The organism is Streptomyces sp. NPDC046909 (assembly GCF_040644695.1).
Lineage (GTDB): Bacteria > Actinomycetota > Actinomycetes > Streptomycetales > Streptomycetaceae > Streptomyces.
On the sequence record NZ_JBEYXC010000009.1, the window covers coordinates 286,278 to 308,501 of the forward strand.

The 22,224-nt window shown below is 70.7% G+C and carries 27 protein-coding genes and 1 riboswitch; of the genes, 12 read left to right on the forward strand and 15 right to left on the reverse strand.

All coding sequences use genetic code 11. The features are described 5' to 3' along the window. Positions 1-4: 4 nt before the first annotated feature. On the forward strand, positions 5-181 hold the full coding sequence (locus tag ABZ928_RS29520; RefSeq protein ID WP_289926507.1) for a hypothetical protein: 177 nt from the start codon (positions 5-7) through the stop codon (positions 179-181). Positions 182-191: 10 nt separating this feature from the next. Here ABZ928_RS29520 and ABZ928_RS29525 read toward each other — a convergent pair whose 3' ends face one another. Genes ABZ928_RS29525 through ABZ928_RS29540 form a run of 4 tightly spaced genes read right to left on the reverse strand, consistent with a single transcriptional unit; the run spans position 192 to position 4,302 of the window. Beyond that, complete coding sequence (locus tag ABZ928_RS29525; RefSeq protein WP_361525348.1) at positions 192-1,373, reverse strand: histidine kinase; 1,182 nt, start codon at positions 1,371-1,373, stop codon at positions 192-194. 34 nt (positions 1,374-1,407) lie between these two features. Next, entirely contained in the window at positions 1,408-3,120 is a 1,713-nt protein-coding gene (locus ABZ928_RS29530; protein ID WP_361525350.1) for a cation acetate symporter, read from the reverse strand. A 49-nt stretch (positions 3,121-3,169) separates the two neighbouring features. Then, positions 3,170-3,541 carry a hypothetical protein gene (locus ABZ928_RS29535; RefSeq protein ID WP_361525353.1) on the reverse strand — a complete coding sequence of 124 codons (372 nt, stop codon included), beginning with the start codon at positions 3,539-3,541 and terminating at the stop codon, positions 3,170-3,172. Beyond that, entirely contained in the window at positions 3,538-4,302 is a 765-nt protein-coding gene (locus ABZ928_RS29540; RefSeq protein WP_361525356.1) for a LytTR family DNA-binding domain-containing protein, read from the reverse strand. Before ABZ928_RS29540 ends, ABZ928_RS29535 begins: the two co-directional genes overlap by 4 nt. A 100-nt stretch (positions 4,303-4,402) precedes the next feature. Here ABZ928_RS29540 and ABZ928_RS29545 point away from each other — a divergent pair, with 100 nt between their 5' ends. The 5 genes from ABZ928_RS29545 (at position 4,403) to ABZ928_RS29565 (ending at position 9,258) form a co-directional block, all read left to right on the forward strand. Further along, a complete protein-coding gene (locus tag ABZ928_RS29545) occupies positions 4,403-4,894 on the forward strand; it encodes an Lrp/AsnC family transcriptional regulator (protein ID WP_361525359.1) in 492 nt (163 codons plus the stop codon). Positions 4,895-5,065: 171 nt separating this feature from the next. Further along, complete coding sequence (ddaH, locus tag ABZ928_RS29550) at positions 5,066-5,878, forward strand: dimethylargininase (RefSeq protein WP_361525361.1); 813 nt, start codon at positions 5,066-5,068, stop codon at positions 5,876-5,878. Continuing rightward, positions 5,875-7,098, forward strand: coding sequence for an ornithine--oxo-acid transaminase (rocD, locus tag ABZ928_RS29555; RefSeq protein ID WP_361525364.1), 1,224 nt, complete (start codon positions 5,875-5,877; stop codon positions 7,096-7,098). The genes ddaH and rocD overlap by 4 nt, the downstream gene beginning before the upstream one ends. A 344-nt stretch (positions 7,099-7,442) precedes the next feature. Further along, positions 7,443-8,168, forward strand: a complete 726-nt coding sequence (locus tag ABZ928_RS29560) for a lysophospholipid acyltransferase family protein (RefSeq protein WP_361525366.1) — start codon at positions 7,443-7,445, stop codon at positions 8,166-8,168. A 73-nt stretch (positions 8,169-8,241) separates the two neighbouring features. Beyond that, complete coding sequence (locus ABZ928_RS29565; RefSeq protein ID WP_361525855.1) at positions 8,242-9,258, forward strand: NAD(P)-dependent oxidoreductase; 1,017 nt, start codon at positions 8,242-8,244, stop codon at positions 9,256-9,258. A gap of 69 nt (positions 9,259-9,327) precedes the next feature. Here ABZ928_RS29565 and ABZ928_RS29570 read toward each other — a convergent pair whose 3' ends face one another. From ABZ928_RS29570 to ABZ928_RS29610, 9 genes are all read right to left on the reverse strand, one after another. Continuing rightward, the gene (locus tag ABZ928_RS29570) at positions 9,328-10,929 is read right to left on the reverse strand and encodes an alpha/beta hydrolase (protein WP_361525369.1); all 1,602 of its coding nucleotides are present in this window, start codon (positions 10,927-10,929) and stop codon (positions 9,328-9,330) included. 131 nt (positions 10,930-11,060) lie between these two features. After that, positions 11,061-11,495, reverse strand: coding sequence for a VOC family protein (locus tag ABZ928_RS29575; protein WP_361525371.1), 435 nt, complete (start codon positions 11,493-11,495; stop codon positions 11,061-11,063). 30 nt (positions 11,496-11,525) lie between these two features. Beyond that, positions 11,526-12,299: an urease accessory protein UreD gene (locus tag ABZ928_RS29580; protein ID WP_361525857.1), complete on the reverse strand. Its 774-nt coding sequence runs from the start codon at positions 12,297-12,299 to the stop codon at positions 11,526-11,528. Beyond that, on the reverse strand, positions 12,296-12,973 hold the full coding sequence (gene ureG / locus ABZ928_RS29585) for an urease accessory protein UreG (protein ID WP_361525374.1): 678 nt from the start codon (positions 12,971-12,973) through the stop codon (positions 12,296-12,298). The genes ABZ928_RS29580 and ureG overlap by 4 nt, the downstream gene beginning before the upstream one ends. A 179-nt stretch (positions 12,974-13,152) precedes the next feature. After that, entirely contained in the window at positions 13,153-13,827 is a 675-nt protein-coding gene (locus tag ABZ928_RS29590; RefSeq protein WP_361525376.1) for an urease accessory UreF family protein, read from the reverse strand. A gap of 15 nt (positions 13,828-13,842) precedes the next feature. Continuing rightward, on the reverse strand, positions 13,843-15,564 hold the full coding sequence (locus ABZ928_RS29595; protein ID WP_361525379.1) for an urease subunit alpha: 1,722 nt from the start codon (positions 15,562-15,564) through the stop codon (positions 13,843-13,845). Next, entirely contained in the window at positions 15,557-15,868 is a 312-nt protein-coding gene (locus ABZ928_RS29600) for an urease subunit beta (protein ID WP_361525382.1), read from the reverse strand. Before ABZ928_RS29600 ends, ABZ928_RS29595 begins: the two co-directional genes overlap by 8 nt. Before the next feature lie 12 nt (positions 15,869-15,880). After that, entirely contained in the window at positions 15,881-16,183 is a 303-nt protein-coding gene (locus tag ABZ928_RS29605; RefSeq protein ID WP_010355509.1) for an urease subunit gamma, read from the reverse strand. 111 nt (positions 16,184-16,294) lie between these two features. Next, positions 16,295-16,942: a TetR/AcrR family transcriptional regulator gene (locus ABZ928_RS29610; RefSeq protein ID WP_361525385.1), complete on the reverse strand. Its 648-nt coding sequence runs from the start codon at positions 16,940-16,942 to the stop codon at positions 16,295-16,297. Positions 16,943-17,060: 118 nt separating this feature from the next. On the opposite strand from ABZ928_RS29610, the gene ABZ928_RS29615 reads away from it, so the two are divergent. Next, positions 17,061-18,050, forward strand: a complete 990-nt coding sequence (locus ABZ928_RS29615) for an ABC transporter permease (RefSeq protein ID WP_361525387.1) — start codon at positions 17,061-17,063, stop codon at positions 18,048-18,050. Between the two features lie 5 nt (positions 18,051-18,055). Here the strand turns inward: ABZ928_RS29615 and ABZ928_RS29620 are convergent, their stop codons facing one another. Further along, positions 18,056-18,361, reverse strand: a complete 306-nt coding sequence (locus ABZ928_RS29620; protein WP_361525389.1) for a type II toxin-antitoxin system Phd/YefM family antitoxin — start codon at positions 18,359-18,361, stop codon at positions 18,056-18,058. Between the two features lie 63 nt (positions 18,362-18,424). Here ABZ928_RS29620 and ABZ928_RS29625 point away from each other — a divergent pair, with 63 nt between their 5' ends. From ABZ928_RS29625 to ABZ928_RS29635, 3 genes are all read left to right on the forward strand, one after another. Continuing rightward, a complete protein-coding gene (locus ABZ928_RS29625) occupies positions 18,425-19,060 on the forward strand; it encodes an ATP-dependent Clp protease proteolytic subunit (RefSeq protein ID WP_361525392.1) in 636 nt (211 codons plus the stop codon). A 7-nt stretch (positions 19,061-19,067) separates the two neighbouring features. After that, positions 19,068-19,382: a hypothetical protein gene (locus tag ABZ928_RS29630; RefSeq protein ID WP_361525395.1), complete on the forward strand. Its 315-nt coding sequence runs from the start codon at positions 19,068-19,070 to the stop codon at positions 19,380-19,382. Positions 19,383-19,660: 278 nt separating this feature from the next. Further along, a riboswitch (cyclic di-AMP (ydaO/yuaA leader) is annotated at positions 19,661-19,873 on the forward strand. Between the two features lie 3 nt (positions 19,874-19,876). Continuing rightward, positions 19,877-20,350, forward strand: coding sequence for a C40 family peptidase (locus ABZ928_RS29635; RefSeq protein ID WP_361525398.1), 474 nt, complete (start codon positions 19,877-19,879; stop codon positions 20,348-20,350). Positions 20,351-20,418: 68 nt separating this feature from the next. Here ABZ928_RS29635 and ABZ928_RS29640 read toward each other — a convergent pair whose 3' ends face one another. Continuing rightward, a complete protein-coding gene (locus ABZ928_RS29640) occupies positions 20,419-20,877 on the reverse strand; it encodes an ATP-binding protein (protein WP_361525401.1) in 459 nt (152 codons plus the stop codon). 212 nt (positions 20,878-21,089) lie between these two features. Between ABZ928_RS29640 and ABZ928_RS29645 the strand changes: the two genes are divergently transcribed. Both ABZ928_RS29645 and ABZ928_RS29650 read left to right on the forward strand, forming a co-directional pair. After that, complete coding sequence (locus tag ABZ928_RS29645; RefSeq protein ID WP_361525403.1) at positions 21,090-21,959, forward strand: helix-turn-helix transcriptional regulator; 870 nt, start codon at positions 21,090-21,092, stop codon at positions 21,957-21,959. Positions 21,960-21,968: 9 nt separating this feature from the next. After that, entirely contained in the window at positions 21,969-22,202 is a 234-nt protein-coding gene (locus ABZ928_RS29650) for a DUF397 domain-containing protein (protein ID WP_361525406.1), read from the forward strand. The last annotated feature ends 22 nt before the right edge of the window (positions 22,203-22,224 follow it).

Here is a 22,224-nt window from a genome sequence, read left to right on the forward strand (position 1 = left end):
TGCGATGCCCGGTTCCGGTTCCACAGATGGCTCGACCAGGACGATGGGGGTGCTCACCGTCGGCGGTCTGGTCGTGGTGACCGCCTACACGGTGGCGCTCGGCAGCAACGGCTGGCTGTGGTTCGGCTGGGTCGTGCTGGGTCTGATCACGCTCGGGATGGTCGTGACCCGCAGTACGTGAGGCGGCCGCTCTAGTGCACGCCCGGCTGGTACTTCGGCAGCCGGGCGACGACCTTCATGCCCGCGCCCATGGCGGTCTCGATGACGAGGCCGTACTCGTCGCCGTACACCTGGCGGAGCCGGTCGTCGACGTTGGACAGACCGATGCCGCCCGAGGGGCTGACCTCGCCGGCGAGGATGCGGCGCAGCACGGCGGGGTCCATTCCCGCGCCGTCGTCCTCGATGACGACGAGGGCCTCGGCGCCGGCGTCCTGGGCCGTGATCTGGATGTGGCACTTGTCCGCCTTGCCCTCCAGGCCGTGTTTGACGGCGTTCTCGACGAGCGGCTGAAGGCAGAGGAAGGGCAGGGTGACCGGGAGGACCTCGGGGGCGATCTGGAGGGTGACGGAGAGGCGGTCGCCGAAGCGGGCCCGGACCAGCGCCAAGTAGTGGTCGATGGCGTGGAGTTCGTCGGCGAGGGTGGTGAAGTCGCCGTGTCTGCGGAACGAGTAGCGGGTGAAGTCGGCGAATTCCAGGAGGAGTTCGCGGGCTCGCTCGGGGTCGGTGCGGACGAACGAGGCGATCACCGCGAGCGAGTTGAAGATGAAGTGGGGGGAGATCTGGGCGCGCAGTGCCTTGATCTCGGCTTCGATGAGGCGGGTGCGGGAGCGGTCGAGGTCGGCGAGTTCGAGTTGTACGGAGATCCAGCGGGCGACCTCTCCGGCGGCGCGCACGAGGACGGCGGACTCGTGCGCGGCGAAGGCGACGAGGGCGCCATGCACCCGGTCGTCGACCGTCAGGGGTGCCACGACCGCCCAGCGGACCGTGCAGTCGAGGTGGTCGCAGGTCAGCGGGAAGGCCTCGCCGCGGCCCGACTCCAGGGGGCCGGCGAGCCGCTCCATGATCTCGGCGCGGTGGTGGCCGCCGATGCCGTCCCAGACCAGGACGTCCTTCTGGTCGGTCAGGCAGAGCGCGTCGGTGCCGAGGAGGGTGCGCAGCCGGCGGGCCGACTTGCGTGCCGTCTCCTCGGTCAGGCCCGCCCTGAGCGGCGGTGCGGCGAGGGAGGCGGTGTGCAGGGTCTCGAAGGTGGCGTGCTCGACGGGGGTGCCGAGACCGCGCAGGCTCTCGGGGCGCGCGGTGCGGCGGCCGAGCCAGAACCCCGCGGCGAGGAGGGGGAGGACGGCGACGCAGAGACCGGCGAGGAAACCGCTCATGTGCCCACCCCTGTCAGGCCGTTCACGGATGCCCTCATGCCTTCACCTCCGCCCGCAGCTCCTCCGGCAGATGGAACCGCGCCAGGATCGCCGCCGTACCGGCCGGGACCCGGCCCGGGGTGGCCAGGGACACCAGGACCATGGTGAGGAAGGCCAGCGGCACCGACCAGAGGGCCGGCCAGGCGAGCAGGGCGTGCAGGGCGCCCGCGCCGGGGAAGCCGGCCATCGTCGCGGCGACCGCGACCAGCGCGGAGCCGCCGCCCACCAGCATCCCGGCGGCGGCACCTGGCGGGGTCAGGCGGCGCCACCAGATGCCGAGGACGAGGAGCGGGCAGAAGGAGGACGCCGAGACGGCGAAGGCGAGCCCGACCGCGTCGGCGACCGGGAGGCTGCCGACGAGGACGCTCGCGGCGAGCGGTACGGCCATGGCGAGGACCGTGCCGAGCCTGAAGTGCCGTACGCCGCGCGACGGGAGGACGTCCTGGGTGAGGACGCCCGCCACTGCCATCGTCAGGCCCGAGGCGGTCGACAGGAACGCCGCGAACGCTCCTCCGGCGACCAGCGCGCCGAGGAGGTCGCCGCCGAGGCCGCCGATCATCCGGTCGGGCAGCAGCAGGACGGCGGCGTCGGCGTCCGAGGTGAGGGTGAGTTCGGGGGCGTACAGGCGGCCCAGCGCGCCGTAGACGGGCGGCAGCAGGTAGAAGGCGCCGATCAGGGCGAGGACCGCGACGGTGGTGCGGCGGGCGGCGACGCCGTGCGGGCTGGTGTAGAAGCGGACCACGACGTGCGGCAGGCCCATGGTGCCGAGGAAGGTCGCGAGGATCAGGCCGTAGGTGGCGTACAGCGGGCGTTCGCCGCGGGTCTCGGCCTGGGAGGGCGAGAGGCTGCTGTTCTCGCCGCGGTCGGCCTCGGGGACGGCGGCGCCCGCGGGGAAGGTGAGGCGGGTGCCCGCGTCGATGCGGTGGGTGCCGGCCGGGAGGCGGAGTTCGGTGTCCTGGTGGACGCGGCCGTCGACCGCGCCGTCGACCGTGACCGTCAGCGGGCGGTCCAGCTTCAGGTCGAGGCTGTCGTCGACGCGGACGACGCGCTGTTCGCGGAAGGTCGCCGGTTCCTCGAAGGCGTGGCTGGGGGCGCCGTCGCCCTGCCAGGCGAGGATCAGGAAGAGGGCGGGGACGAGGAGGGCGGTGAGCTTGAGCCAGTACTGGAAGGCCTGCACGAAGGTGATGCTGCGCATGCCGCCGGCGGCGACCGTCGCGACCACGACGACGGCGACGATCACTCCCCCGATCTCGTCGGGTGCCCCGGTCAGTACCGTCAACGTCAGTCCGGCGCCCTGGAGTTGGGGCAGCAGATACAGCCAGCCGACGCCGACGACGAAGGCCGCCGCGAGGCGCCGTACCGCCTGGGATGCGAGCCGGTCCTCGGCGAAGTCGGGGAGCGTGTAGGCGCCGGAGCGGCGCAGCGGGGCGGCGACGAAGAGCAGCAGGACGAGGTAGCCGGCGGTGTAGCCGACCGGATACCAGAGCATGTCGGGGCCCTGGACCAGGACCAGGCCCGCGATGCCGAGGAAGGAGGCGGCGGAGAGGTACTCGCCGCTGATGGCGGCCGCGTTGAGGCGGGGGCCGACGGTGCGGGAGGCGACGTAGAAGTCGGAGGTGGTGCGGGAGATGCGCAGGCCGAAGGCGCCGACGAGGACGGTCGCGATGACGACGAGGGCGACGGCGGGGACGGCGTAGCTGGAGTTCATCGGTTCTCGCGCCCCGTCCGGTTCTCACGCCCCGTCCGGTTCTCGCGCCTCATCGGTCCTCTACGAGGCGCACGAAGTCGCGTTCGTTGCGTTCCGCTCTGCGGACGTACCAGCGGGCCAGCAGCACCAGCGGGGCGTACAGGCCGAAGCCGAGGACCGCCCATTCCAGGCGGCGGGCGTCCGGCATCGCGGCGAAGAGCAGGGGCAGGGGGCCGACGAGGAGGCCGAGGACCGCGAACACCGTGAAGGCGGCGCGGAGTTGGGAGCGCATGAGGGAGCGGACGTAGGTGTGGCCGAGGGTGGTCTGTTCGTCGATCTCGGTGCGGGGGCGGTAGTAGCCGGGGGCGCTGCGGGTGCGGCGGGGCGGGCCGGTGACGACGACGCGGCGTTCGGCGGGGCTCTGGTTCGGTGGCACCGTCATGGCCTCCTCATCAGCAGGTCCCGCAGTTCGCGGGCGTGGCGGCGGCTGACCTGGAGTTCCTCGGCACCGACGAGGACGCTCACGGTCCCGGCGTCGAGGCGGAGTTCGCCGATGTGGCGCAGGGCGACCAGGTGGCGGCGGTGGATGCGGACGAAGCCGCGGGAGCGCCAGCGCTCCTCCAGCGTGGACAGGGGGATGCGGACGAGGTGGCTGCCCTTGGTGGTGTGCAGACGGGCGTAGTCGCCCTGGGCCTCGACGTGGGTGATGTCCTCGACGTTGACGAAACGGGTCACGCCCCCCAGTTCCACGGGTATGTGATCGGGGTCCGGCTCGCTGACGGGGATGCGCGGGGCGGCGTCCCGGAGTTCCGCTGCCCGGAGTTCGGCGGCCCGGCGCACCGCCTCGGCCAGCCGCTCCTTGCGGACGGGCTTGAGGACGTAGTCGACGGCCTTGAGGTCGAAGGCCTGGACGGCGAAGTCCTCGTGGGCGGTGACGAAGACGACCAGCGGCGGCTGGGCGAACCCGGTGAGCAGCCGGGCCAGGTCCAGGCCGTCGAGGCCCGGCATGTTGATGTCGAGGAAGACGACGTCGATGGCCTCGGGACCACCGGGCCCCGACTCCAGGGCCCGGTTGATACGGCGCAGTGCCTCGGTCGCGTCGCCGGCGCCCTCCGCGGTGCCGACCCGGGGGTCGGCGTTGAGGAGGTAGAGCAACTCCTCCAGCGAGGGGCGTTCGTCGTCGACAGCCAGGGCGCGCAGCATGAACCCGGAGTGTAGGAGGAATTCGCACGTCTGCACACGTGCCGGGGTACGGATGTTCCCGCTGGCTCCCCGCCGGGTTTCCGCTGGATACAGTGCCGACATGCACAGCGCGCCCGCTCCGTTCGACGAGCTCGACCGGAAGATCATCACCGCTCTGATGGCGAACGCCAGGACGAGCTTCGCCGAGATCGGCACGGCCGTGGGGCTGTCCTCGACGGCGGTCAAGCGGCGCGTGGACCGGTTGCGCGAGACCGGCGTGATCACCGGGTTCACGGCCACCGTCCAGCCGTCGGCGCTGGGCTGGCGCACGGAGGCGTACGTCGAGGTGTACTGCGAGGGCGCGGCGCCGCCGCGGCGGCTCGCGGAGGTGGTGCGCAACCATCCGGAGATCACCGCGGCGATGACGGTGACGGGCGGCGCGGACGCGCTGCTGCATGTGCGGGCGCGGGACGTGGAGCACTTCGAGGAGGTGCTGGAGCGGATCCGGATCGAGCCGTTCATCCGCAAGACGATCAGTGTGATGGTGCTGTCGCATCTGATCCCGGAGAGCCCGGAGGCGGGGGCGAGTCAGCCCGCGCCGGTCGAGTCCTAGTCGAGGCCCGGTCGAGGTCCCGGAGTCGCGCATCAGAGCTGCGCGGAACCGGCGAAAGACGCAGCATTCCTGCGCGGACACGCAATTCTCGTTGCTTGTCGGGTGTGACCGTCACTTCCTACCTTGGTGTCAACCCTCAGTCGACACTCCAGGAAGCGGAGGAACCCCTCTGTGTCCGAGTCCCGTGTGCCGCGCCGTCGGCGTTTCCTCGTCTGCGAACCCAGACACTTCGCCGTGCAGTACGCGATCAACCCCTGGATGCATCCCGACACCCATGTCGACGTGGACCTGGCCCAGGAACAGTGGCAGGCGCTGATCGGCGCCTACCGGGCCCATGGTCACGACGTCGAGGCCGTGGAGCCGGTCCCCGGTCTCCCGGACATGGTGTTCGCCGCGAACTCGGCGGTCGTCATCGACGGCCGGGTCCTCGGCGCCCTGTTCCGCGCGCCCGAGCGGCGCCCCGAGTCCCCGCACTACGACCTGTGGTTCAAGAAGGCGGGCTACGACGTCCACCGCCCCGAGTCGATCTGCGAGGGCGAGGGCGACCTGGTCTGGACGGGCCGGTACGTGCTGGCCGGCACCGGGTTCCGCACGGACCGGGAGGCGCACCGCGAGGTGCAGGAGTTCTTCGGCCACCCGGTGATCAGCCTGACGCTGGTGGACCCGCACTTCTACCACCTGGACACCGCGCTGTTCGTGCTCGACGACCACAACGTCGTCTACTACCCGGAGGCGTTCTCCCCCGGGAGCCGTGAGGTGCTCAAGCGGCTCTACCCGGACGCGGTCCTCGCGACCCGTGACGACGCGATGGCGTGGGGCCTCAACTCGGTGTCCGACGGCCGTCATGTCTTCATCGCGCCGCAGGCCGAGGCCCTGGCCGCGCGTCTCGACGAGCACGGCTACACCCCCGTCCCCGTCGACCTGTCCGAGTTCCACAAGGCCGGCGGCGGCATCAAGTGCTGCACCCAGGAGATCCGTTCATGACCGCTCCCGTGACCTCGCGCACCTCCGCCGAACTGATCCGCGCCGAGGAACCGGTCCTCGCGCACAACTACCACCCCCTGCCCGTGGTCGTCGCCCGCGCCGACGGCACCTGGGTGGAGGACGTCGAGGGCCGCCGCTATCTGGACATGCTGGCGGGCTACTCGGCCCTCAACTTCGGCCACCGCCACCCGGCACTGATCGACGCGGCCCACCGCCAGCTGGACCGCCTGACACTCACCTCCCGGGCCTTCCACAACGACCAGCTGGCCCAATTCGCCGAGCGTCTCGCGGAGTTGACCGGCCTCGACATGGTGCTGCCGATGAACACGGGCGCCGAGGCGGTCGAGAGCGGCATCAAGGTGGCCCGCAAGTGGGCGTACGAGGTGAAGGGCGTCCCCGCGGACCAGGCGACCATCGTGGTCGCGGCGGAGAACTTCCACGGGCGTACGACGACGATCGTGTCGTTCTCCACGGACGAGACGGCCCGCCAGGGCTTCGGCCCCTACACCCCGGGCTTCCGGATCGTGCCGTACAACGACCTGGCGGCCCTGGAGGCGGCGGTCGACGACACGACGGCGGCGGTCCTCCTGGAGCCCATCCAGGGCGAGGCGGGCGTCGTGATCCCGGACGAGGGCTATCTCACCGGGGTGCGCGAACTGACCCGGCGCGAGAACTGTCTGTTCATCGCGGACGAGATCCAGTCGGGCCTCGGCCGCACCGGCCGCACCCTCGCCGTCAACCACGAGTCGGTCGTCCCGGACGTGCTGCTGCTGGGCAAGGCGCTGGGCGGCGGCATCGTCCCGGTGTCGGCGGTGGTGGCGAGCCGGGAGGTGCTGGGCGTGCTGCGGCCGGGCGAGCACGGCTCCACGTTCGGCGGCAACCCGCTCGCCGCGGCGGTCGGCACGGCCGTCATCGAGCTCCTGGAGACGGGTGAATTCCAGCGCAGGGCAGCCGAGTTGGGCGTGCTGCTGCGGGTCGGCCTCTCCGAGCTGGTCGGCGAGGGCGTGGTCGGCTTCCGAGCCCGCGGGCTGTGGGCGGGCGTGGACGTCGACCCGGCGGTCGGCACCGGGCGCGAGATCAGTGAACGGCTGCTGGGCGAGGGCGTGTTGGTGAAGGACACCCACGGCTCGACGATCCGGCTCGCGCCGCCGCTGACCATCACGGAGGACGAACTCGACGGCGCGCTGGTGGCGTTGGAGAAGGTACTGAGGCGCGGCTGACCGGTCGCCCGGAGGGTGCGGTTCCCCAACCGGGGAGCCGCGCTCTCTCCGTGTCCGGGGAGCCGTACCCTGCCGCGCCAGGCGAGCCGCACGCTGCCATATCAGCGCTGGTCGGAGACGCAAGAGCCACGTCTCCGCCACCCATGCTCGGGAATCCGTCAAGCCGCCCGATCGGGTTGCCACCCGTCCCCTCGCCCCACCAGTCTGTTCCCGCGGTCCTCCCCACCCGCGAACCCCGTTCCCCGCGAACCCGCATGCACTTACACTGGCACCCCCACGACACGCCGGTTGACCTGCTGGAACGCGGCGGTTGAACCGATTTGCCGGAGTGAGGAGCGTCCCTCTTGTTCTACTACCTGCTCAAATACGTGTTGCTGGGACCCCTGCTGAGACTGGGCTTCCGGCCCCGCATCGAGGGACTTGAGCACGTACCGGCGGACGGCGCGGCCATCGTCGCCGGCAACCATCTGTCCTTCTCGGACCACTTCCTCATGCCCGCGATCCTGAAGCGGCGGATCACCTTCCTCGCGAAGAAGGAGTACTTCACGGGCCCCGGCCTCAGGGGCCGGCTCACCGCGTTCTTCTTCCGCAGCGCCGGACAGATCCCCGTCGACCGCACCGGCAAGGAGGCGGGCCAGGCCGCCATCCGCGAGGGCCTCGGCGTGCTGAGCAAGGGCGAGCTGCTCGGCATCTATCCGGAGGGCACGCGCTCGCACGACGGGCGGCTCTACAAGGGCAAGGTCGGTGTCGCGGTGATGGCGCTGAAGGCCGGGGTGCCCGTCATCCCGTGCGCGATGATCGGCACCTTCGAGGCGCAGCCGCCCGGCAAGGTCATCCCCAACATCCACCCCGTCGTCATCCGCTTCGGCAAGCCCCTCGACTTCTCCCGCTACGCGGGCATGGAGAACGAGAAGGCGATCCTGCGCGCGATCACCGACGAGATCATCTACGCCATCCTCAACCTCTCGGGCCAGGAGTACGTGGACGAGTACGCGGCCGTGGCGAAGGCGCAGGAGGCCGAGGCCAAGGCGGAAAAGGAGCGGCGGTTCCCGCGTATGCCGCTGGGGTGAACTCTGCTCTGGGCAGAGCCCCCTGCGCGGGTCGGCCCGGCCGTCGTAGCGTCGCCTCATGACACGACGTGCTGTGGTGATCGGAGCGACGGGACAGATCGGCAGGGTGGCGGTGAACGCGCTCGCCCGGGACGGCTGGGAGGTGACGGCGGTCTCGCGAGGCGGCGACCGGGACGAGGGCTGGCCCGGGGAGGTGCGGGTCGCGCGGGCCGACCGGGAGGACGACGCCGCGCTGGCCGCCGCGGTGGGCGAGGGGTGCGATGTCCTCGTCGACGTGGTCGCCTACGGGCCGGTGCACGCACGGCAGTTGACCTCGCTCGCCGGTCGCGTGGGCTCCGCCGTCGTGATCTCCAGCGTGGCGGTGTACGAGGACGACAAGGGCCGTAACTTCGACACGCAGGACGAGCCGGACGGCTTTCCCGAGTACCCGGTGCCGATCACCGAGGACCAGCGGACGGTGCGGCCGGGCGAGGAGTCGTACAGCACCCGCAAGGTCTCCCTGGAGCGTGAACTCCTTGCCGCCGACGAGCAGTTGCCGACCACGCTGCTGCGCGCCGGGGCCGTCCACGGGCCGCACTGCCGCACGCCGCGCGAGCTGTACTTCGTCAAGCGCAACCTCGACGGCCGCACCCGGCGCGTCCTCGCCTACGGCGGCGAGAGCCGGTTCCACCCGGCGAGCGTCCACAACATCGCCGAGCTGATCCGGCTGGCGGCGGCACGGCCGGGCACGCGTGTTCTCAACGCCGTTGATCCGGACGTGCCCACGGTGGCGGAGATCGCGCGGGCCGTCGACGCGGTGATGGGCGTGGCGGCGGAGGACGTACTCGTCGAGGGACCGCCGCCCGCGCCCGGCGTCGGGGACACCCCGTGGTCGGTTCCGGTGCCCGTCGTCTGCGACATGTCCGCCGCGGAACGGGAGTTGGGGTACCGGCCGGTGGTGCGGTACGCGGACCGGCTGGCCGACACGGTCGCCTCGATCGAGGCGCAGCTGGCGGGGCGGGACTGGCAGGACGCCTACCCGAAGATGCTCCAGTCGTACGGCCGCGACCTCTTCGACTACACGGCGGAGGACGCCTGGCTGACGGCATGACAGATGGCGGAATGAAGGAGGGGCGGCCCAACTGCGGGCCGCCCCTCCGGAGTTGCTGTACGGCTACGGCTACGGCTTCGGTGTCGCGTGCGGGCCGCACGTGACGTCGGAGGCGTCGAGCTTGCCGCTGAGCAGGTAGGCGTCCACCCGCTCGTTGATGCACGGGTTGACCAGGCTGGTCACACCGTGGGAGCCCGCGTTCTTCTCGGTGATCAGACGGGAGCCCGCGAACCGCTTGTGCAGTTCGACCGCGCCCTCGTACGGGGTGGCGGCGTCACGCTCGGACTGGACGATCAGCACACCGGGCAGACCCTTGCCGGTCTTCACGTTCACCGGCGTCTGCTGCTTGACCGGCCAGGTGGCGCATGGCAGGTTCAGCCAGGCGTTGGCCCAGGTGAGGAACGGGTAGTCCTTGTGCAGCCGGGTGTTGTCGCGGTCCCACTTCTTCCAGCTGGTGGGCCACTTGGCGTCGGTGCACTCGACAGCCGTGTAGACGGCGTTGCCGTTCTCCGAGGCGATGTTGCCCGCGGTGTCGGTCAGGTCGGGCGCGGCGGCGTCGACGACGGCCTGGGTGTCACCGGCGAAGTACTTGCTGAGCACGGTGGCGGTGGAGACCCACGCGGAGTCGTAGTACGGCGCGCTCTGGAAGAAGCCGATCAGCTCGGCCGGGCCCACGACCCCGCCGATGGGGCTCTTCTTGGCGGTGGCCCGCAACTCCAGCCACTTCGCCTGGACTTCGGCGCGCGTGGTGCCGAGGTGGAAGGCGGCGTCGTTGGCGGCGACCCAGTCCTGCCAGTCGTTCCAGCGCATCTCGAAGGCGACGTCCTGGTCGAGGTTGGCCTCGTACCAGATCTTCTCCCGCGACGGGTTGACGACGCTGTCGACGACCATGCGGCGCACGTGGCCCGGGAACAGCGTGCCGTAGACGGCGCCGAAGTACGTGCCGTAGGAGACGCCGAGGAAGTTGAGCTTCTTCTCGCCGAGCGCGGCCCGGATGACGTCCAGGTCGCGTGCGCTGTTCGGCGTGGTCATGTGCGGCAGCATCTCGCCGCTGCGCTCGTAGCAGCCCTCGGCGTACTCACGGGCCAGCTTGCGCTGGGCGCGCTTGTCGGCCTCGGAGTCGGGCACCGGGTCCATCTTGGGCGCCTTCACGAACTCCTGCGGGTCGATGCAGGAGATGGGCGCCGAGTGGCCGACGCCGCGCGGGTCGAAGCCCACGAAGTCGTACGCCTTGGAGACGTTGACCCACACGGGAGCCTTGGTGACGACCCGGCGCGGGAAGCGCAGGCCCGAGCCGCCCGGTCCGCCGGGGTTGTAGACGAGCGCGCCCTGGCGCTCGGCGGGGGTCCCGGTGTTGCCGATGTGGTCCACGGCGATCTTGATCTGCTTGCCGTCGGGCTTGGCGTAGTCGAGCGGGACGGTGACCCAGCCGCACTGGATGGGCTTCTCCAGCCCCCAGTCGGCGGGACAGTCCTGCCAGTCGATCCCGGCCTTCTCGGCCCTGGCGGCGGCGATGGCAGCGCCGCGCGCCTCACGGTCCTGGCCGTGCCGGCTCTCCGCACTCGCGTTGGCGGTGGGCGCCGTGACGGCCCCGGCTATCAGGGTCGCCGTGACCAGCACTCCGGCGGAACCGAACGCAGCGGTCCGCCTAGTCGTTCTCTTGGCCCTCAAGTGCGACCTCCCCGTACGTCGTTGATGAGTACGGGGATCCTCGCGGCTGTGCGCGTCCTGTGAACAGGGCCGGTCGCCCTTCTTTGCCAATCCGATAAACGGAGAGAGGCGTTCGCTGAGGGACCCGGGGGTCAGTCGAGGCAGAACTCGTTGCCCTCGACGTCCTGCATCGAGATGCACGACTCGTTGAACTCATCGGCCTTCAGCACCTGCACGCACGAGGCGCCGAGTGCTTCCAGCCGCTCCCGCTCGGCCTGGAGCGCGGCCAGCCGCTCCTCGCCCACGAGCCCGGTGCCGACCCGCACATCGAGATGGACCCGGTTCTTGACGACCTTCCCTTCGGGCACCCGCTGGAAGTACAGCCGCGGCCCGACCCCGGAGGGATCACCGCAGGCGAAGGACGCGCCCTGCCGGTCGGCGGGCAGCGTGCGGTCGTACTCGCCCCATGAGGCGAACCCCTCTGGCGGCGGAGGGACGACATACCCGAGCACCTCGCACCAGAAGCGCGCCACGCGCTCGGGTTCGGCGCAGTCGAAGGTGATCTGGACCTGCTTGATCGTTGACATCGGCGCACCATAGCAAAGGGGGCGGGCCGCTCACTCCCCGGTTTCGAGCGAGCCGAGAGCCTCGTCCAGCAGCCGCCGCAACCGCAGCGCGTCGGCCGTCACGGCCGTCACCAGCGCGGCGGGCCCGGCGAGCGGCACGACGACGGCACCCTCGCCGATCGCCCGCGCGACGACGGGCCGATCCTCGAACTCCGGCCGTACTACGACAAGTTGCCCGACCGCCCGATGCCCCCCGAGCACGGCGGGCCCGTCCCACCCGCCCGGCGCCCCGGGCCCACAGGCAAGCTCCTGATCGAGAACGGTCCGCCCCCCGACCGACAGCACCAGCCGGCTCGTGAGCCGCCCCGGCTCCTCACCGGCCCGCCCGAGGACCTGCTCCTCCCGCAGCACCAGCCGCCCGGCAGCTCCTACCTCGGCCCGCGTGGTGACGTACAGATCGCTCCCCCGCGCGGAGATCAACTGCTCGGGCAGCCACCGCAGTTCGCCCCCGTCGGCGACGGTGAGGCGTACGTCGTAACGGGCCTCGCCCTTGTGCTGTCCGGGCAGCGCGATGGTGGCCGCGGCCGACCCGACGCGCAGCACAGCACCTCTGGCCACCTCCGCCCCGACCGTGAAGTGGTCCCCGCCGAGCGGCCCGCTCATCGCCCCGACGAGCATCACCCGCGCCTCGGCACCGCTCCCCCGCGTCCGGCGCAACGCCAGCGGCCCGTCCCCCTCCAGCACGGGCAACGACGTACCACCGCGTCCGTCCTCCCGCGCCTCGATCCGCGCGGTGGCCCGTACGCCCGTCACGCCCGCGGTCATGCCGTCCACGCGGCGAGCTGCGCGCGCACCCAGGCGGCGACGTCCGTGACTCCGGCCTCGGACCGCAGCGACTGGAACACGACCGGCAGCTCGGCCCGCTGCGCCTTGGCGTCCGCCGCCATCCGCGCGAGGTCCGAGCCGACGTAGGGAGCGAGGTCGGTCTTGTTGACGACGAGCAGATCGGCGGTGGTCACACCGGGACCGCCCTTCCGCGGGATGTCGTCCCCACCCGCGACATCGATGACAAAGATCTGCGCGTCGACGAGCCCCTTGGAGAAGGTGGCGGTGAGATTGTCCCCACCACTCTCCACGAGCACCAGATCCAACGGCCCGACCTCGTCCTCCAGATCCTCCACCGCTTCGAGATTCGCCGAGATGTCGTCCCGGATCGCGGTGTGCGGACACGCCCCCGTCTCCACAGCGGTGATCCGCTCGGGCGGCAGCACGGCCTCCCGCAGCAGGAACTCGGCGTCCTCGCGCGTGTAGATGTCATTCGTGACGACGGCAAGGGCCAGCTCATCCCGCAGCGCCCGGCAGAGCGCGGCGACGGTAGCGGTCTTCCCGGACCCGACGGGCCCCCCGAGCCCGATCCGCAGGGCGCGACGGGACCCGTCGGGCCGGTGAGCATCGGCACTGACGGCGGCGGGCCCGGAGTGGGAGTGGTCGAGATGCATGATGGCGGCTCCTTGATGTTTTCAGCCGGTCCGGCGTCGCTTCTGGACGCCGGTCCAGGTAATTTCAGCCCGTCCGGCGTTTGAGGACGAGGCCCTTTCGGGGCCGACGGGGGTCTGGGGGCGGAGCCCCCAGGGCGGTCGGGGTCGAAGTGGCGGAGCCCCACGCGGGGGCGAGGAAACTAGGAAGCGAACAGCCGGACGGGCCACCCGGAATGGTGCTCCGCAGAGATCTCCAGCAACGGCGCGGACGCAGCCGGCAGCGCACCCACCCCCACCACCGCGACCTCCCGAGCCGCCTCCACAGCCCGATCAGCCACCCGATCCACCTCAGGCGCCAACCGAGCCAACACCCCCGTCGCATCGAACGGATCCAGACTCAGCAACCGCACCGTCGCCGAAGCCGCCCCACTCACACTCTCGTACGCCGCACAGTAAGCCGCGTCCACGGCCTCAAGCCCCGCGGCCCGAGCCGCGACCCCCAACACCACCGGCTGATGGGCCCCTTTGGGAAACTCCCTAGCAAGAGCGTCCAGTTCACCCGACGGCCACGTCGCCCGCGCCGCCCGCATCAACTGCCGCCCCAACTTCCGCGCGGCGACCCGCAGCGCCGGCGACGGCGTACGGGCATCCGCCGCCGCGTCCAACTCCACGGGAGACACCCCGAGTACGGCGGACGCGGCCAGCGCGGCGGACACCAGCCCCGCCGTGTGCAACCGCCCCCGGCAGAACTCCTCCAGACTCGAGGCCCCGGTGACCCGCCCCGCCTTGACGGCCGCCTCCGCCCCGCCGGAGTGCGCATGCCCCCCGGCGGGAAAGCGGCCGTCGGCCAGGACGAGAAGTGCGGCCCTAGACATCGCAGCCCCGCCCCATCAGAACAGGAAGTAACGCTGAGCCAGCGGCAGTTCGGCCGCGGGCGTGGCCTCGACGAGCTCCCCGTCGATGTGCACGGCGAAGCTGTCCGGATCGACCTGCACCCGGGGACGCGCGTCGTTCTCCCGCATGTCCGCCTTGGTCACCCCACGAGTCGACTCGATGGCGACGAACCGCTTGCCGAGCTGCAACCGCTCCGGCAGTCCGTCCTCGATGGCGAGCGGGGCGACGAAGTTGAACGAGTTGGCGGCGGGCGCCCGTCCGATCGCGCCGTACATCGGACGCGGCAGGATCGGCTGCGGCGTCGGGATCGACGCGTTCGCGTCGCCCATCTGCGCGTAGGCGATCTGCCCGCCCTTGACGACGAGATGCGGCTTGACCCCGAAGAACGCGGGCTCCCACAGCACGAGGTCGGCGAGCTTGCCGGTCTCCACCGAGCCGACCTCGCGGGCGAGACCCTGCGCGATCGCCGGGTTGATCGTGTACTTGGCGATGTACCGCCGCACCCGGTGGTTGTCGGCCCGCCCGTCCCCCGGCAGGGCCCCCCGCTTCCGCTTCATGACGTGCGCCGTCTGCCAGGTCCGCATGATGACCTCACCGCAGCGCCCCATGGCCTGGGCGTCCGACGAGATGATCGAGATGGCGCCGAGGTCGTGGAGGATGTCCTCCGCGCCGATCGTGGTCGGCCGGATCCGGGACTCGGCGAAGGCCAGGTCCTCGGGCACCGCCGGGTTGAGGTGGTGGCACACCATCAGCATGTCGAGGTGTTCCTCGGCGGTGTTGACGGTGAACGGCCGGGTCGGGTTGGTCGAGCTGGGCAGGACGTGCGCCTCGGAGACGACGGTCATGATGTCCGGCGCGTGCCCGCCGCCCGCACCCTCGGTGTGGTAGGCGTGGATGCCCCGCCCGGCGATCGCGGCGAGGGTGTCACCGACGAACCCGGCCTCGTTCAGCGTGTCGGTGTGGATGGCGACCTGGACGCCCGTCTGGTCCGCCACCGTCAGCGAGGCGTCGATGACGGCGGGGGTGGACCCCCAGTCCTCGTGGAGCTTCAGCCCGAGTGCCCCGCCCCGGATCTGGGACAGCATCGCCTCGTGCGAGACGGTGTTGCCCTTGCCGAGGAAGCCGATGTTGAGCGGGTACTGCTCCATCGCCGCCATCATCCGGGCGAGGTGCCAGGGACCGGGCGTCACGGTCGTGGCCTTGGAGCCCTCGGCGGGACCGGTACCGCCGCCCACCAGGGTCGTCACCCCCGCGGACAGCGCCTCGTCGGCGATCTGCGGACAGATGAAGTGGACGTGCGCGTCGACCGCGCCGGCCGTCAGGATCCGTCCGTTGCCCGCGATGACCTCGGTCTCGGGGCCGAGGACCAGGTCCGGGTGGACGCCGTCCATGGTGTCGGGGTTGCCGGCCTTGCCGATGGCGGTGATCCGGCCGTCGCGGATGCCCACGTCGGCCTTGATGATCCCCCAGTGGTCGATGATGACCGCGCCCGTGATGACGGTGTCCGGGGTGCCGTCTGCGCGCGTAGCACGCGCCTGGCCCATGGACTCACGGATCACCTTGCCGCCGCCGAACACCGCCTCGTCACCGGCGAGTCCGGGACCGCCGGAACGATCCTCCTCGATCTCGACGATCAGATCGGTGTCGGCGAGCCGGATGCGGTCGCCGGTCGTCGGGCCGAACAGGTCGGCGTACGCGGCACGCGAGATCTCAGGCATCGAGGGCACCTCCGGTCTCCCCGCGCAGACCGGGCACGATCCGGGCACCGGCGAGCGGGACGAGTTCTACGTCGACGGGGATCCCGGGTTCGAAGCGTACGGCGGTGCCGGCGGCGACGTTGAGCCGCTTGCCGCGCGCGGCGGCGCGGTCGAACTCCAGGCCGGGGTTGGCCTCGGCGAAGTGGTAGTGGGAGCCGACCTGGACGGGCCGGTCGGCGGCGTTGAGGACGGTGAGGCGGGTGACCTCACGGCCCTCGTTGTAGACGATCGAGCCTTCGGCGAAAAGGATCTCTCCGGGAATCACGGCAGCCCCCCGTCAGACGATCGGGTCGTGGACGGTGACGAGCTTGGTGCCGTCCGGGAAGGTCGCCTCGACCTGGACGTCGTGGATCATCTCGGGGATGCCCTCCATGACGTCGTCCCGGGTGAGCAGCTTGCGCCCGGAGGCCATGAGTTCGGCGACCGTACGGCCGTCACGCGCGCCCTCGAGAATGTGCGAGGTGATGAGGGCGACCGCCTCGGGGTGGTTCAGCTTGAGCCCGCGGGCCCGGCGCTTCTCGGCGACGTCGGCCGCCACATGGATGAGCAGCCTCTCTTGCTCGTGCGGGGTCAGTTGCACGTCCCACCTCACAGTCCTCGCTCCGGACCGTGCGGGGTCCGGCTGCCGCAGCCCCAGGGCAAAGTCCCTGGTGGCGTGGCGGCAGGCTAGTTGGACCGCATTTCAAGCAAGTTAACCGAGCTGTGATCCATCGGTTGTGCCGGGAAGATCCCGCACGCTCATCAGCCCCCGCAGTCCGTCCTGGAGGATCCCGGTCGGCGCGGGCCCGAACAGCGCCTGCTGGGCGAGGAAGCCCATGGCCGTGGCCATCATCGTGCGGGCCACGTCGTCCGCGGCCACGTCCGGCCGCATCATCCCGGCGTCCTGGTAGGCCTCGACGATCCGGGCCCAGGTCTGCCGCACCGCGCCGTAGCCGTCCCGGAGTACGCCCGCGAGGTCGTCGTTGCGGAGGGTCTCCGTCCACACCTGCACGACCAGCCGCGGGAACGCGGGCCGCCCGTCCACGGTCAGGGACTCCTTGGTGGCGAGGACCCGGCCGAGCACCTTCGCCACGAGAAGGTCGGGCGTCGGGGGCGGGCTGCTCAGGGCCGCCTCCTCGAAACCGTCGCGGACCTGGCCGAGCACCTCCTCGACGATCGCGCCGATGAGCTCCTCCTTGCCGCTGAAGTAGCGGTACACGGCCCCGGCCGACAGATCGACCTCCTTGAGCACGTCCTGCATGGAGGTGGCGTGGAAGCCGTTGCGCGCGAAGCAGACCGCGGCGCCGTCGAGGATCTGCCGGCGGCGGGCGTCGAGGTGTTCCTGGGATACACGGGCCATGGTCACCAACGTAAAACGAACGTTCCTTCTTGACAAGTAAGGGCGACGGCAGGACGGTGGTGGCACACGTAAAACGAACGATCCTTCTCTTTTAATCGGCACACAGAAGGGAATCACCATGTCCACCGCCCCCACCGGGAACGCCCGCCGCGTCATCGCGGTCGTCGTGCTCGTCCCGGTCATCGCGGCCCTCGCCCTCTGGGCCTTCGCCTGGCCCGCCGCCCGCACCGCACCCCGCGACCTGCCGCTCGGCGTCGCCGGGCCCGCCGCCGCGACCGCCCGGATGGAGAAGGAACTGGCGCGGCACGAAGGCGCGTTCGAGATCCACCACTACGCCGACGAGGCCGCCGCCCGCGACGCCATCGAGAACCGGACCGTATACGGGGCGGTCGTGGCCACCACTCAGGGCCCGGAACTGCTCACCGCGTCCGCCGCGAGCCCGGTCGTCGCCCAACTGCTTCAGCAGGCGGTCGCCCAGAACGCACAGGTCAAGACGGTCGATGTGGTGGCCGCCCCGGCCACGGACCCGCGCGGCGCCGCGCTCAGCGCGAGCGTGCTGCCGCTCGCGCTGGCGGGTATGGCGGCGGGCGCGGTGGTGACGCTGAGCGGGCTGCGCGGAAGCCGTGCCGTGACCGCCCTGCTCGGTGCCTCCGCGCTGGTCGGCGTGGCCGCCGCCGGGATCGGGGACAGCTGGCTCGGGATCCTCACGGGCAACTGGTGGGCGGAGGCGGGGGTGTTCGGGCTCACGACGCTGGCCGTGAGCGGCGCCGTCGCCGGGCTCGCCGCGCTCCTCGGCACCGCCGGCGTGGGAATCACCGCGGGCGTGATCATGCTGTTCGGCAACCCGTTCTCCGGCGCGGCCTCGGCCCCGCGGATGCTGCCCGAGCCGGTCGGCACGATCGGCCAGTGGCTGCCCCCGGGCGCCGGCGCGACCCTGACCCGTTCGGTGGCCTACTTCGACGGCGCGGCGGCGACCGGACCCGCACTGACCCTCACGTGGTGGGCGGCGCTGGGACTGGGGGCCGTACTCCTGGGGAACGCGCTCAAGGCGCGCAAGGCGAGCGTCGAGCCCGCGCCCGGGCAACGGGAGCTCGCCCCCGTCGGCTGACGGGCTCAGGACGCGCCATGCCCCCGATGGTGCGCGGCGATACCGAACCGCTGCTGTTCGCGGGGAGCGGACGCGACCTCTCGGACCGTGGAGACCGCGCTGATCACCTGCTCCTCGGCGAGCACGGCGGGCTCGGCGAGCTCGGCCGGCTCCGCGAGCTTCTCCAGTCGTTCCAGGTCGGCGGCGGAGACAAGGGCGACGAGGGGCTTTCCGTGGCGGGTCACGACAACGCGCTCACCGCCGTACACCACACGGTTGATCAGATCGGCGAGCTCAGCCCTGGCTTGCGTCACCGGAATCTCGTAGGCCATGCCCCCATTCTAACGTCACGTACATCCTGTACATTTTTTACAGACGCAGAAGGAGGGGTACCCATGACCCGACCGACCGCCCGCCATGTCCTGCCCGAGTTCACGGAACGCACGAGCTTCGGGCAGAAGACGATGGATCCCTACTCGAAGCTGCTGGAGGAGCGGATCGTCTTCCTCGGGACGCCGGTCGACGATGTCTCGGCGAACGATGTGATGGCGCAGTTCATGCACCTCGAGTACCAGGACCCGGACCGGGACATCTCCCTCTACATCAATTCCCCCGGCGGCTCGTACAGCGCGATGTCGGCGGTGTACGACACGATGCAGTACATCCGCTGCGACGTGGAGACGATCTGCCTGGGGCAGGCCGGTTCGGCGGCCGCGGTGCTGCTCGCGGCGGGCACCCCGGGCAAGCGGTTCGCCCTGCCGGGCGCGCGCGTGATGATCCATCAGCCGTCGCTGCCCGAGCCGGTGGAGGGACAGGCCAGCGATCTGGCCATCCAGGCCGAGGAGTTGGGGCGCATCCGCCACCGCCTGGAGGAGATGCTCGTACGGCACACCGGGCGCAGCCACGAGCAAGTCACCGCGGACATCGAGCGGGACAAGATCATGGACGCCCAAGAGGCCGTGGAGTACGGGCTGGTGGACCGGATCATCCCCAGCCGGAAGGCCACCGCCGCGCCGCCCACCGGGCGGTGAGGGGCCGGTGCTCCCACCCGAACTCCCACCGCTGCCCGCCCTGACGCGCGCCGAGGGCGAGTTGATCGACCGTTATCTCGACGTGGTCGATCTGCTGGGCCGTATCAACCCGGCGCACCACGGCGACACCTACCGCGGACTGCGGGCCGCCCAGGCGCTCGTGGCCAAGGCGGCCGCACTGCGCGACGCGCTGGCGACGATGCATCAGCGCGGCGAGACCGAGGTGCACGCCGCGACCCTGGCGCAGGCGCTGCGGGTGCTCGACGGCGAGCGGCGCACCGCGCGGGTCGCCCTGCCGCCGCAGTGTCCGGACCGGGGTTGAAACGGACCAAATGACGTACCCCCATTCGGAGTAGACGCCTCTCCTTCGACTGGGCCGTCAGGCTTGCGCGACGCGCGTAGCCCGAGTCCGGAATGAGTGCCTCCGATGCTGGTCCGGGCGTCCTCGGACCCCTGGACAGTCCCTCGAACAGACGAGTGTCCACCCGAACGGGTGAGTGGTGAGTAACAACACAAATCCCCGATTCCATTGGGTTTTTCGGCATTGAGTGCGTGAAGATCCCTGTCTGACGACAAGCCCCCGCCACAGCGGCGGGGCGGTCCGGGTGGACGCCGAGTCCTGCCGCCGCCCGGATGACCGAGTCGACAGGAGTGGATCGGCAGGAGTGGAGGACCCAAGCACGACGGGTCGCCGGAGCAGCCTTCATCGGCCGTTCCGAGCAGCCCTTGGGGTGAAGCCGCAGTTTGCGGCCGGGCAACTTCGCCAGCCCGAATCCGACAGGTCATCCTTCACAGGCGGCTGACGAAGGGTTGCGCATGACTGCGCTCAATCGTGTCCCGTCGCTGATGGCCCGAGCCGGTACGGCTTCGGCTCTCACCCTCGCCGCAGTGGGCGGCTCCCTCGTGGTCCCGGGCCTCGCGTCCGATGCCGAGGCCGCGACACCGGCGACGAAGGCACTCCAGGTAGCGGCCTCCAAAAAGGGCTCCCCGTACAAGTACGGCGCCGCGGGGCCGCACCGCTTCGACTGCTCGGGGCTCACGCTCTACTCGTACAAGAAGGCCGGCAAAAAACTGCCTCGTACGGCGGCCCAGCAGTACAACAAGACCCGCCACATCTCCTCCGGCAGCCGCAAGGCCGGAGACCTCGTGTTCTTCCACTCGGGGTCGAACGTGTACCACGTCGGTATTTACGCGGGGAAGGGGAAGATCTGGCACTCCCCGAAGACCGGGGAGGTCGTGAAGCTGGAGAAGATCTGGACGAAGAGCGTCTGGTACGGCCGGGTCAAGTGACCCGATCCCGCGGGGGTGACGGCGACCTGACCCGCCGCCACCCTCGCGGGGCCGCCGTAGCGCCCCGCCTACGGTTCCTGCTGCCCCGCCGCTGACACCGGCTCCGCCGGGACGGTCCAAGGCAGTTCGATGGAAACCGTCTTGCCCCCCTCGCGCGTGGGCCGCACTCTCAGTTTTCCGCCGCACTCGGCGGTGAGCCACCGAATGATGACCATGCCTCGGCCGTTGTCCTGCTGGACAGCGGCCGGCAGGCGTTTGGGGAAGCGGGGGTGGCTGTCGGTGACGCCGATGCGCAGTTGTTCGTCACGGTCGAGATGGATGTCCACCGTGAAGGTGGGTGACTGCCCGAAGGTGTGCTGTACGGCGTTGGTGGCGAGTTCGGAGACGATGAGCCGGATCGTCTCCGCCACCTCGGTGTCCGCCGGCAGACCCCATTCCGCCAGGGTGCCGATGACATAGGTGCGGGCCGCGGAGACCGAGGCGGGATCGCTCGGCAGAGTGACGGATGCTTCCAGATGGTCTGCCATGGCGACGTCGTCCCTTTCCCACGGGACCGCAGTCCGACACGGAGCGGATGGTTCGAGTACGGTCCCGGACTGGTGCTTCGCCGCCAGACTGCCATTACCAGGCCCGTCACGGTGCCGATCCACCAAGATATGCATATATCTGTCGCTCGAAGCGGTGAACTCTCCGACGGAAAACCGTATTTGAGCGGCCCGTAAGGAGTAAGGAGTAGCCCATGCAGCACGGTCCCGCGGTACGCCGCCGGAAACTGGGCGCCGAACTGCGTGCGTTGCGCACGGGTGCGGGGCTCACCAGTGGTGAGGCGGCCCGGCTGGCGGGCTGGCACCAGTCCAAGGTGAGCCGGATCGAGACGGGCGCGAGCGGAGTGAAACCGGCCGATGTGCGGTTACTCCTGGACGTCTACGAGGTGCGCGACGGCCAACTGCGTGAGCTGCTGCTGGTGTTGGCGGGGTCCGACGAAGGGGGCGGACGGCACCACTGGTGGCACCAGTACCGCGGGGTACTGCCGACGACGTACCGCGACTTCATCAGTCTGGAGTCCCAGGCGAGCGCGATGCGCACGCTGGAGACCTCGGTGGTGCCGGGGCTGTTGCAGACACCGGAGTACGCGCGCGCGGTGACCCGGGCCGCGGTGGGCGGGCTCGACGCGGACACCGACGACAGACTGGACGCGCTGGTCGAGGTGCGGCTGGCCAGGCAGGACGTACTGCGGGCCCAGCCGCCGTTGGAGCTGAGCGCGGTGCTGGACGAGGCGGTGCTGCGCCGGGAGATCGGCGGGCCCGCGACGATGGCGCGGCAGCTGCGGAGACTGATCGAGGCGGCGCGGCTGCCCCAAGTGAGGCTTCAGGTGCTGCCGTTCGCCGCGGGAGCGCACATCGGCATCACCGGGCCTTTCGTAATCTTCTCTTTTCCGAGCACATCTGATCTGGACGTGGTTGTTCTCGACCACATGACGAGTAGCCTCTACCTCGAACGGAAAGAAGACCTCCAGGCCTACACGGAGGCCTTCAACACCCTTCAGATCCACGCCCTTTCGCCCGAGGACTCGTTGGATTACATCGCCGGGATAGGTGACGGCGCGTAAGGAGGCACCATGTCCGCAATGCCTCGGAACGTACCTTCCAGTACCGATTCCAGTACGGATCTGCACGTCGTGCGATGGCTGCGCAGCAGCTACAGCACCGGTGCGAACAACTGTGTGGAGACGGCTCGGCCGCTGACCGGCCCCCAGGCCGGTCTGCTCGCCGTGCGCGACTCCAAGAACCCGTCCGGACCCGCGCTGCTCTTCTCCCCCGAGAGCTGGGCGGGGTTCACGGCCGCGTTCTGAGCCACTCCGTCCGAAGCACGGC

Coding starts and splice junctions, on each gene's coding strand:
- ABZ928_RS29520 (WP_289926507.1), top strand. CDS start 5: ATGCCCGGTTCCGGTTCCACAGATGGCTCGACCAGGACGATGGGGGTG.
- ABZ928_RS29525 (WP_361525348.1), bottom strand. CDS start 1,373: ATGAGCGGTTTCCTCGCCGGTCTCTGCGTCGCCGTCCTCCCCCTCCTC.
- ABZ928_RS29530 (WP_361525350.1), bottom strand. CDS start 3,120: ATGAACTCCAGCTACGCCGTCCCCGCCGTCGCCCTCGTCGTCATCGCG.
- ABZ928_RS29535 (WP_361525353.1), bottom strand. CDS start 3,541: ATGACGGTGCCACCGAACCAGAGCCCCGCCGAACGCCGCGTCGTCGTC.
- ABZ928_RS29540 (WP_361525356.1), bottom strand. CDS start 4,302: ATGCTGCGCGCCCTGGCTGTCGACGACGAACGCCCCTCGCTGGAGGAG.
- ABZ928_RS29545 (WP_361525359.1), top strand. CDS start 4,403: ATGCACAGCGCGCCCGCTCCGTTCGACGAGCTCGACCGGAAGATCATC.
- rocD (WP_361525364.1), top strand. CDS start 5,875: ATGACCGCTCCCGTGACCTCGCGCACCTCCGCCGAACTGATCCGCGCC.
- ABZ928_RS29575 (WP_361525371.1), bottom strand. CDS start 11,495: ATGTCAACGATCAAGCAGGTCCAGATCACCTTCGACTGCGCCGAACCC.
- ABZ928_RS29580 (WP_361525857.1), bottom strand. CDS start 12,299: ATGACCGCGGGCGTGACGGGCGTACGGGCCACCGCGCGGATCGAGGCG.
- ureG (WP_361525374.1), bottom strand. CDS start 12,973: ATGCATCTCGACCACTCCCACTCCGGGCCCGCCGCCGTCAGTGCCGAT.
- ABZ928_RS29590 (WP_361525376.1), bottom strand. CDS start 13,827: ATGTCTAGGGCCGCACTTCTCGTCCTGGCCGACGGCCGCTTTCCCGCC.
- ABZ928_RS29595 (WP_361525379.1), bottom strand. CDS start 15,564: ATGCCTGAGATCTCGCGTGCCGCGTACGCCGACCTGTTCGGCCCGACG.
- ABZ928_RS29610 (WP_361525385.1), bottom strand. CDS start 16,942: ATGGCCCGTGTATCCCAGGAACACCTCGACGCCCGCCGCCGGCAGATC.
- ABZ928_RS29615 (WP_361525387.1), top strand. CDS start 17,061: ATGTCCACCGCCCCCACCGGGAACGCCCGCCGCGTCATCGCGGTCGTC.
- ABZ928_RS29620 (WP_361525389.1), bottom strand. CDS start 18,361: ATGGCCTACGAGATTCCGGTGACGCAAGCCAGGGCTGAGCTCGCCGAT.
- ABZ928_RS29625 (WP_361525392.1), top strand. CDS start 18,425: ATGACCCGACCGACCGCCCGCCATGTCCTGCCCGAGTTCACGGAACGC.
- ABZ928_RS29635 (WP_361525398.1), top strand. CDS start 19,877: ATGACTGCGCTCAATCGTGTCCCGTCGCTGATGGCCCGAGCCGGTACG.
- ABZ928_RS29640 (WP_361525401.1), bottom strand. CDS start 20,877: ATGGCAGACCATCTGGAAGCATCCGTCACTCTGCCGAGCGATCCCGCC.
- ABZ928_RS29645 (WP_361525403.1), top strand. CDS start 21,090: ATGCAGCACGGTCCCGCGGTACGCCGCCGGAAACTGGGCGCCGAACTG.
- ABZ928_RS29650 (WP_361525406.1), top strand. CDS start 21,969: ATGTCCGCAATGCCTCGGAACGTACCTTCCAGTACCGATTCCAGTACG.